The following is an 8,670-nucleotide window of genomic DNA, read 5'->3' on the forward strand; positions in this document are numbered from 1 at the left end:
CTGTAGTTCACCGTGATGGCAGTGCCAGTTGACGGACGCGAGATCTGGAAGACGGGGCCATTCGTGCTGCCGCTGGCAGGCTCCAGACCGGTGCCGGTGTTCAGCTCCACATAGACCTGGCTGGCGTCATTGTCAGCGATGTTGACTGTGCCCGTCCCCGTGCCGCCGATGACGTAATTTTGAGCCGTGCGGAGCTGCAAAATCACGTCCTGGGGGCCTTCATCGAGAGCGTCATCAAAGGGCACGATCTCCACCGTGATGGAGGTGCTGCCCGCCGGGATCACGGCGCGGCCATCCAGCCTGCGGTAGTCCGTGCCCAGTACTGCGCGGCCGTTCACTGAATAGTCCACCGTCAACGAAGTCGTCACCTCACCAGTGCGGGTGATGGTGAAGAGCCCCTTGTCCGAGCCGGCCTCGCCCGCCGCTGCATCTGTCGTGGCCACGGTCACAGTGGGCATGTCATCGTCATTCAAAATGGAGGTCACACTCTGTGCCGTGCCATCCCGCAGATAAGCCGCGTTCGTCGCGAGTGTGGCGATGATGGTTTCCGTCGTCTCAATGGTCGTGTCATTCACCGGCGTGAGAGTGAAGGTCGTGCTGGCGCTGTTAGCCGGTATGATCACACTGGCAGGAGCGGCGTAGTCCGTCACGTTCGTGGCCGTGCCGGTGTAGGTGAGGTTCACTGTCAGCGCTGCGGTAATCACGCCAGTGCGCTCCAGTTTCATCGTCAGCGTGTCCGTGCCAGCCTCGTGACCATTGTCATCGACGGAGGTGATTTGCACCACCGGCAGGCTGCTTTCGTCATCAATGATCGGCACCACGGCACGCGGGTTGCCCGCCATGATGTAGCCGCTGGCGGTGTTCACGAAATCCAGTGACGCGTACTCGATCCCCTCGGCAGCGCCGTCATTGACAGGGGTGAGGGTGATGTCCAGGAAACTGGTGCCCGCAGGGATGATGTATTGGGAGGTGCCGCTGCCACCATCCGGGCTGGTGGCGGATGCGGGGGCTGGTGTCAGGGCGTAGTCGGTGTTCCGCGTCGCACTGCCCGTGTTCGTATTGTAGATCTGCACGGAGACAGAGGACGTTGTGCTGCCTGCACGGTTCAGCCTGATGGTGGCTATGCCGGGGACTGCGGCTTCGTTGGCCGTGGCATCGGGGTAGCTGATCGTGATCGCAGGCAGGCTGGTGCTGGTGAAGTTTTTCCCCGTCGAGTTCGGCCCTACCGTGACTGGATTCGCGAAACCGCTGACCGCAAAGGTGAGCGGGTAAAGCGTCGGCGTGATCGTGTAACTTCCACCGCCGATGCCAGTGAGGGTGTAATTGCCCGCACTGTCGGTCCAGGTGCCACGGAATGAGCCGCTGCTTCCATGGTTTGGGTTATTCGAAGGCGTATAGTTCGCCACATAGACACCTTCCAGCGGCTGGCCGGAGGGATCGGTAATGTTGCCACTGACCGTGAAGGTCGTCGGCGTGCCCACGGTGATGAGCACGCTGCGCGTGGTTCGCTTGCCCTTCATGTCACTGGCCGTGCAGAGCACCTGATAATGGCCTGCGCTGGCCCAGGACTTGGTCTGCACGGCTCCGTTGTTGACGGAGTATGTGCCGTCTCCAAAAACCCAGGAATAAGCCAGGGTATCTGAATCGGGATCGCTTGCCGTTGCGGTGAGAGTGACGTTGGCACCCGTGACCGCCGTGGTCGTGCTGGCATTGATCGCCAGCGTCGGCGCATTGTTTCCCGGCACATTCCCGACCTGAACAAACACATCCATCGAAGGCGGCGTGGTGCTGGCGTTCTTCGCGATGGGGGTGAAGTGGATGTTAAAATCCGGGTCGCTGAATGTGCGCCCCACCCAGAGGGCAGAATCGTTGCGCGTGTCCGTGATGCCGTTGCCGAATGAGCCTGGCGTCATGTCCAGGAGCTGGGCCCCGCGATTGCTGCCATTCAGCGGAGCACCACCACTGCCGCCGATGCCGCCCAGCCCCCACTGGTCCCAGGTCATCATCAATCCATTCGTAAAGCCCACGTTCGTGGGATGTCGCAGGCGGAACTCCGCCCAGTAATCGCGCTCCGAGTCACGCCGGATGCGCAGGGCATAGCGCAGACTTGGATCGGCGATGTCGTCGTCGGTCTGATGGATGCGATACAGCCCGCTCGAGGTGACATTCCAAAACTGCTCCTGCGGCATCCATGAGAGCGTGTTTTTAAAGCTCGCCGTGTATTGCCCGAAGCTGCCGCTGTTGCCCATGAGATCGAAAAGATTGCCATACTCTAGGTTGTTGCCCGGGCCCGTGAAGCTCGGCGGGGTCGTGCGCCAGAAGTTGGCATGCCAGACACCCAGATTGTGTCCGAGCTCATGACAGAAGGTGCCTGCAAAGCTAGTCTTCATCCTCATGCCACGCCCACCGACGGAAGCCGAGCCGCCGTAACTGCCAGGCCCCCCGTTCCAGCGCACCGCATCGAGATTGAAGCTGTTATTGTCATACCCCATGCTCCGCGCGATCTGCCGCGCGTGATTTTGAATGAGGTAATCACCTCCGCCCACATCCGCATCGTAGCGATTGTACCAAGCCAGCGGATACGGCAAAACGATCAGGGGAGGGACCGCGTAGGTGAAGTAGCAGCGCCCGTAGCTTGTCTGCACGATGTAATCGTTCATCTGCTTCAGCATGTCGTAGCACTCCTGCTCGTTCTGCGGATCGACTGGATTGTCTGGGAAGGTCGCGCGGATGTAGAGGAAGGTACGATGGCCTGTGGTCCACCCTCCTGGCACGGTGCCCACCAGCCCATGAGCTGGTCCACTGCCCGCGCCAGAGTTCAGATCTGTCCCCAGCGATGCCCAGTAGGCTTTTTCTTCGTCCGTGAGGTACTGCTCGGCCATCTGACTGATGTGCCCGCCGCTGCACACATAGATCACTTGTTCCGGTGTCTCAAAGGCTGGCGTCTCCTCTGTCACTGGCGGTGGTGCACCAGCTTGAGTCATCGCCACTTCCGTCTCGATGCCGGACACGGGGCAGACATCCACCACCTGACGCCCATCAGCCACCGGCACCTCCCCCACTTCCAGAACACGCACCGGCGAATCTGAAACCGCCATGTCCCGCGCCACAGAAACCCCGTTGAGGGAGACATTCGTCATGGTGCGCTGCATCTGCCGCTTCCCATAAACATAGGCATTCCAGCGTTTGCCATCGCTGCTGGTCACCGTGCGCGTGTAAGGCTCCGTGCTGCCTTCCTGACCCGGCAGCGGCACATTGCCATACACCTCATAGTCACCGCGCAGACGCGGCCGCTCCTCCAGCAGGCTCACGATCTCCGGCGGCAGCTTCTGGCGGACCACCATCGGCACCGCATGGGCGATGGCGGCCTGCGGGTCCGTCTTGATGAGCTTCGCGAGCTCCTTCGTGTGCTCTTTGGCAAAGGCCTGACCTTCCGCCAGCAATGCTGGCTTCTCGGAGAGTGGCGCATTGATAAATACATCACTCCATTCACGGAACGTCGCCATCGCAGGCGGAAGTGCCGAGAGATTGGATGCAGGAAGCACGCCCGCAGGCTTAGAAACAGGCTGCTCGATCGACGCCGTCGAGGGCACGCTTGGCTTTGTCGGAGTCTGCTGAAAAAGCCAGAAGACGATGATGGCCAGGAGCAACAGGGCCAGGATGAGACGAGATTTCATGGTTGGGATTAAGCTTTATACCCGATCCGACATCAGCACGGCAAGCATGCTGTCGGTATTCTTGCGAGGGACGGGCCTTTGCCCAACGTCTCGGGCCAGACTTTCTTGGAACTGAATCAAAAGACCCCCGATTGCAAAAACCTGTTTACCATCCCCTGCCCTGCTCGTTATAAGCGACCATGCACGACCCACGCATCGACCAACTCGCCCGCACTCTCGTCCGCTACTCCACCCAGGTGAAGAAAGGCGACTTCGTCTGGATCGACTGCTTTGATGTCCCGAACTACGTCGCTCAGGCGATGATCCGCGCCGTCGTCGAGGCCAAGGCACATCCGCTCATCCACATCCACGACACCGCCGTCACTCGTGAGATGATGCTGCACGCGGCGGATGATCAGTATGATCTCATCGGCACGCACAACCTCGAGCTCATGAAGAAGATGGACTGCTACATCGCCGTGCGCGGCAGCAACAACATCACCGAAAACAGCGATGTGCCCGCCGAGAAGATGAAGATGGTCATGGCGAAACTCCGCCCGCTGCAAAACGAGCGCGTGAACAACACCCGCTGGTGTGTTTTGCGCTGGCCCACCTCCGCCATGGCGCAGCAGGCAGGCATGAGCACGCAGGCCTTTGAAGACTTCTATTTCAAAGTCTGCCTGCTCGACTACGCCGCGCTCATCCCCGCCATGAATCAGCTCAAGAAGCTCATGGACAAGGCCAAGGACGTCCACATCAAAGGCCCCGGCACCGACCTGCGCTTCAGCCTGAAAGGCCTGAAGTCCATCGTCTGCGGTGGTCGTCACAATATCCCCGATGGCGAGGTCTTCAGCGCGCCCGTGAAGGACAGCGTCGAGGGTGTGATCAGCTACAATGCCCCAACCATTTATCAGGGCATCGCCTTCGACAGCGTGAAGCTCGAGTTCTCCAAAGGCAAGATCGTCAACGCCACGGCGAACAACACCGCCGCCATCAACAAGATCTTCGACAGTGACGAAGGCGCCCGCTACATCGGCGAGTTCGCCATCGGCTTTAACCGCGAAATCAAAGAGCCCATGCGTGACATCCTCTTTGATGAAAAGATCGCCGGCAGCTTCCACTTCACGCCAGGCCAGGCCTACGAAGGCATCGCCGACAATGGCAACCGCAGCCAGGTCCACTGGGATCTCGTGAACATCCAGCGCCCCGACTATGGCGGCGGCGAAATCTGGTTCGACGGCGTGCTGATCCGCAAGGACGGCAAATTCCTCCTGCCTGAGCTCAAGCCGCTGAATTGATCCTCCAACCGAGCCGTCTTGTGTGGCCCATGTGTGATGTAAAACTCCAGCCCCCGTTCTTCGCCGCCCTCGTGGCTTCGATCACGCTGCTCACCGCCGCCCCCGTCATGGCTGAAAATATCCGCATCGGCATCATCGGACTGGATTCCTCCCACTCCGAGCAGTTCACCCTCCGGCTGAACGACCCCGCGAATCCAAATCACGTCCCCGGTGCCCGCGTCGTGGCCGCCTACGCCGGTGGCAGCCCCGATCTGCCGGAGAGCGCCACCCGCGTCGCGGGCTTCACTGCCACGCTGAAGGACAAGTTTGGCGTGAAGATCATGGCGACGATCCCCGAGGTCTGCGCGGCCTCGGATGCGCTGATGATACTCAGCGTCGATGGCCGCCCGCACCTCGATCAGGCGAAGGATGTCATCGCCAGCGGCAAACCCTTCTTCCTCGACAAACCCGTCGCCGCCAGCCTGAAGGACGCCGTCGAGATCTACAAACTCGCCGATGCGGCGAAGGTGCCCATGTTCAGCGCCTCTGCCACCCGCTGGTGGCCCGGCGTGATCGAAGTGGCAAATGCTGAGCAGATCCCCGCCCGTGCTGCCCTGGCCTACGGCCCCTCGCCGCTGCTACCGCATCACCCGGACCTGTTCTTCTACGGCATCCATTCCGCCGAGGCCCTCTTCACCGTCATGGGCGGAGGCTGCCTCAGCGTCGAGCGCACCTCCGCGCCGGACGTTTCCGTCGTCACCGGACTGTGGGAAGGCGGGCGCCTCGGCACTCTCTACGCCCTGCACACCCTGCCCATGGGCTCCACCAGCTATAAGCTCATCCGCTTCGGCCAGGAAAAGATCATCGAACAAACCAGCCAGGGCGACTACACCCCCATGCTGCGCGAGATCATCAAATTCTTCCAGACCAAGCAGGCTCCACTCAGCGCCAAACAAACGCTCGAGATCTACGCCTTCATGGAAGCCGCTCAGGAGAGCAAGCGCCAGAACGGCAAGGTCATCACCCTGCGTGAAGTCCTCACGAAAGCCAGTGCCCCTGATGCCTGGCTGCCCGCTCAGCCGCCAAAACCAGCAGGTAAGTGAACGCATACTAGACTTGCGAGGTCCAACGGGCCTTGAGACAAAGTCTTCGGGCATGTGGACAAAAGGCGAATAAGACCCTTTTTGTCTCAAAGACAGAGGCTGTGAATAAGATTCATCGACGATTCCTTTGACAAATACCCCCCCCAACGCTCCCATGTGTCTCACTTGCTAGATAAGTTTGTCTAACTTTGATCCTATCCTCAATACCATGACTGAGACAGAAGCCCTCGCCGAAGCCCAAGTGCAGGAAGACATCCGCCTCATCCAGCGGATAGCCGAACGTGATTCGAAGGCCTATCAGACCTTTTATCAGAAGTATTCGGGCCTCATCTTTGCCTCCATCTCCCACGTCCTAAATGACCACCACGACACCGAAGACGTGATGCAGGAAGTGCTCGTCCAACTCTGGAATAAGGCCCATCTCTATGAGCCCCGCAAAGGAAAGCCTCTCACTTGGCTCACCACCATAGCCCGCAACCGCGCCATCGATCGCATCCGCTCGAAACAGCGCCGCTCACGCCTCAACGACGATTTCGAGACCGAAAGCAAAGGCGTGCAGCCCGAGTTCGACGATTCCAGCCACGAGCTGCTCGAAATCAAAGAGCGTGATGGCATCCTCCTGCGTGCGGTTTCCAAACTTAATCCCGACCAGCGTCAGGCCATCGAACTCGCCTACTTCAGCGGACTCACCCAGTCTGAAGTCGCCGAGCGTCTCCATGAGCCTCTCGGCACGGTTAAAGCCCGCATCCGCCGTGGAGTGAACCGGCTGGAAACGCTGGTGAAAGCAAAACTGGCCTGAATCCCTCCCCGTAGCGAACCCCAAAACCTGAGACAAAGCGGACCGAAAGGTCCGCTTTGTTGTTTTTTGAAACCATCACCCACCGTAAATAGAACCATGCGAATCGGAATCACTGGAGCCACAGGCATGATCGGGCAGGCTGTCAGCGCGCTCGCGCTGGGGTCCGGCCATGAAGTCATCGGCTATTCACGACGCGCCTCCCCCCAAGGTCCGCTCGTCACTAGGTCGCTCGTCTCCACCAGCACCAGTCCCTTGCCCGAAACACCGCTGGATGCGCTCATCCACCTTGCTGGCGAATCATTGTTCGGCCTCTGGACTCGGTCCAAGCGCGAGCGCATCTGGAAAAGCCGCGTCGATCTGACAAAAAAGATCGTGGAGCAACTCCGCTCCTGGCAGCCCGCGAGCAGGCCCAAGCTACTGCTTTGTGCCTCCGGCATCGGCTTTTACGGAGATCGGGGCGATGCCTTGCTGGAGGAAAAAAGCGCACCGGGCACTGGCTACCTCGCCGAACTTTGCGTCCAGTGGGAAGCCGCAGCCATGGAAGCTCAAGCTCTCGGCACCCGTGTCGTGCTTCTGCGCACCGGCGTGGTGCTCGGGCCGGACGGCGGAGCCTTCCCCCTCATGAAGCGCGCCTTCGCCTGCGGTGTCGGCGGGCGCTTCGGCTCCGGCAGGCAATGGATGTCCTGGATTCATGAGCAGGATCAGGCCGGACTCATCCTCTGGGCCTTGGAAAACGAAGCCGTCGCCGGCCCCTTGAATCTCTGCTCACCGAATCCGGTCACGAATGCCGACTTCACCCGCCAGCTCGCCGCCACCCTGCATCGCCCTGCCCTCCTCCATGTGCCCGCCTTTGCCCTGCGCCTGCTGATGCCGGGCATGGGCCAGGAGATGCTGCTCGCCGGACAGCGGGCCTTTCCCCGTGTCGCCACCGATCTGGGCTATCGCTTCGCGCATCCGACGCTCGACGACGCCCTCGCCAGCCTCACAAACCGTTGACGATGGTTGACGGTCGATGACAGTGGTTGACCGTGGTTTGGGAAACAACCGTCCACCATCGTCAACCTCCCCGCCATGTCCTCAGCCCAGACCACCATCGCCGTCATCTACGATTACGATCAGACGCTCAGCCCCACCTACATGCAGGACGAGACCCTCTTCCCGCACTTCGGCATCAACGCAGGCCAGTTCTGGAAAAAGAGCCGCGAACTCGTGGATCAGCAGGGCTACGACGGCGAGCTCGCCTACCTCAAGTGCATGCTCGACTACTTGGAGATGGACCGCCCCACCAATGCCGAGCTCGTGAAGCTCGGCGCTAAGCTCCGCTACTACAAAGGCGTGCCCGAAGTCTTCGAGGAACTGAATGCCACCCTCAGCAGTCAGCACCGCTCGTTAGGCATCAAGATCGAGCATTACATCGTCTCCTCCGGCCTGAAGGCGCTGCTGGATGGCAGCTCGCTGGCACCGTATGTGAAGCGCATCTTCGGCTGCGAATTCGGCACCGATAAAGACGGCCGCATCAGCTTTCCGAAGCGCGTCATCAGCCACACCACGAAGACCCAGTACCTCTTCCGCATCAACAAAGGCATGCTCGAGCCTCATGAAGACGTGAACGACCACATGGACCCCGAACTGCGCCCCATACCATTCCCGAACATGATCTACGTCGGCGATGGCCCCACCGACGTACCCTGCTTCACCCTTATGAAGCGCTACGGCGGTCACGCCATCGCCGTGTACAATGCAGACGAGCCCAGCCGCGCCAGCTTCCGCAAATGCTACCAGCTCAATGCCATCGCCGACCGCGTAAAGCACATCGCCCCCGCTGACTATCGCTC

General features: G+C 60.4%; 6 protein-coding genes. 5 read left to right on the top strand and 1 reads right to left on the bottom strand.

The genetic code is table 11. The annotated features are described in order from the left end of the window. Positions 1 to 3,677, bottom strand: a 3,677-nt coding sequence (locus tag AC6FTP_RS23790; RefSeq protein WP_497209401.1) for a Calx-beta domain-containing protein, incomplete at its 3' end; no start/stop codon positions are given. A gap of 179 nt (positions 3,678 to 3,856) precedes the next feature. Here AC6FTP_RS23790 and AC6FTP_RS23795 point away from each other — a divergent pair. The 5 genes from AC6FTP_RS23795 to AC6FTP_RS23815 all read left to right on the top strand — a co-directional run. Then, the gene (locus tag AC6FTP_RS23795) at positions 3,857 to 4,954 is read left to right on the top strand and encodes an aminopeptidase (protein ID WP_497209402.1); all 1,098 of its coding nucleotides are present in this window, start codon (positions 3,857 to 3,859) and stop codon (positions 4,952 to 4,954) included. A gap of 71 nt (positions 4,955 to 5,025) precedes the next feature. Then, positions 5,026 to 6,036 (top strand): Gfo/Idh/MocA family protein, encoded by a 1,011-nt coding sequence (locus AC6FTP_RS23800; RefSeq protein ID WP_497209403.1) that lies wholly within the window; start codon positions 5,026 to 5,028, stop codon positions 6,034 to 6,036. 208 nt (positions 6,037 to 6,244) lie between these two features. After that, positions 6,245 to 6,835: a sigma-70 family RNA polymerase sigma factor gene (locus AC6FTP_RS23805; RefSeq protein ID WP_497209404.1), complete on the top strand. Its 591-nt coding sequence runs from the start codon at positions 6,245 to 6,247 to the stop codon at positions 6,833 to 6,835. A gap of 96 nt (positions 6,836 to 6,931) precedes the next feature. Then, complete coding sequence (locus AC6FTP_RS23810) at positions 6,932 to 7,831, top strand: TIGR01777 family oxidoreductase (RefSeq protein WP_497209405.1); 900 nt, start codon at positions 6,932 to 6,934, stop codon at positions 7,829 to 7,831. Between the two features lie 75 nt (positions 7,832 to 7,906). Beyond that, a partial coding sequence (locus tag AC6FTP_RS23815; protein ID WP_497209406.1) for an HAD family hydrolase occupies positions 7,907 to 8,670 on the top strand: 764 nt, incomplete at its 3' end.

Origin of the sequence: Prosthecobacter sp. (assembly GCF_044378005.1) — a bacterium.
In the GTDB taxonomy this organism is placed as follows: Bacteria; Verrucomicrobiota; Verrucomicrobiia; order Verrucomicrobiales; family Verrucomicrobiaceae; genus Prosthecobacter.

Bases quoted from the DNA above. Each gene is read 5' to 3' on its own strand.
- AC6FTP_RS23795 (WP_497209402.1), top strand. From the start codon at position 3,857: ATGCACGACCCACGCATCGACCAACTCGCCCGCACTCTCGTCCGCTAC.
- AC6FTP_RS23810 (WP_497209405.1), top strand. From the start codon at position 6,932: ATGCGAATCGGAATCACTGGAGCCACAGGCATGATCGGGCAGGCTGTC.
- AC6FTP_RS23805 (WP_497209404.1), top strand. From the start codon at position 6,245: ATGACTGAGACAGAAGCCCTCGCCGAAGCCCAAGTGCAGGAAGACATC.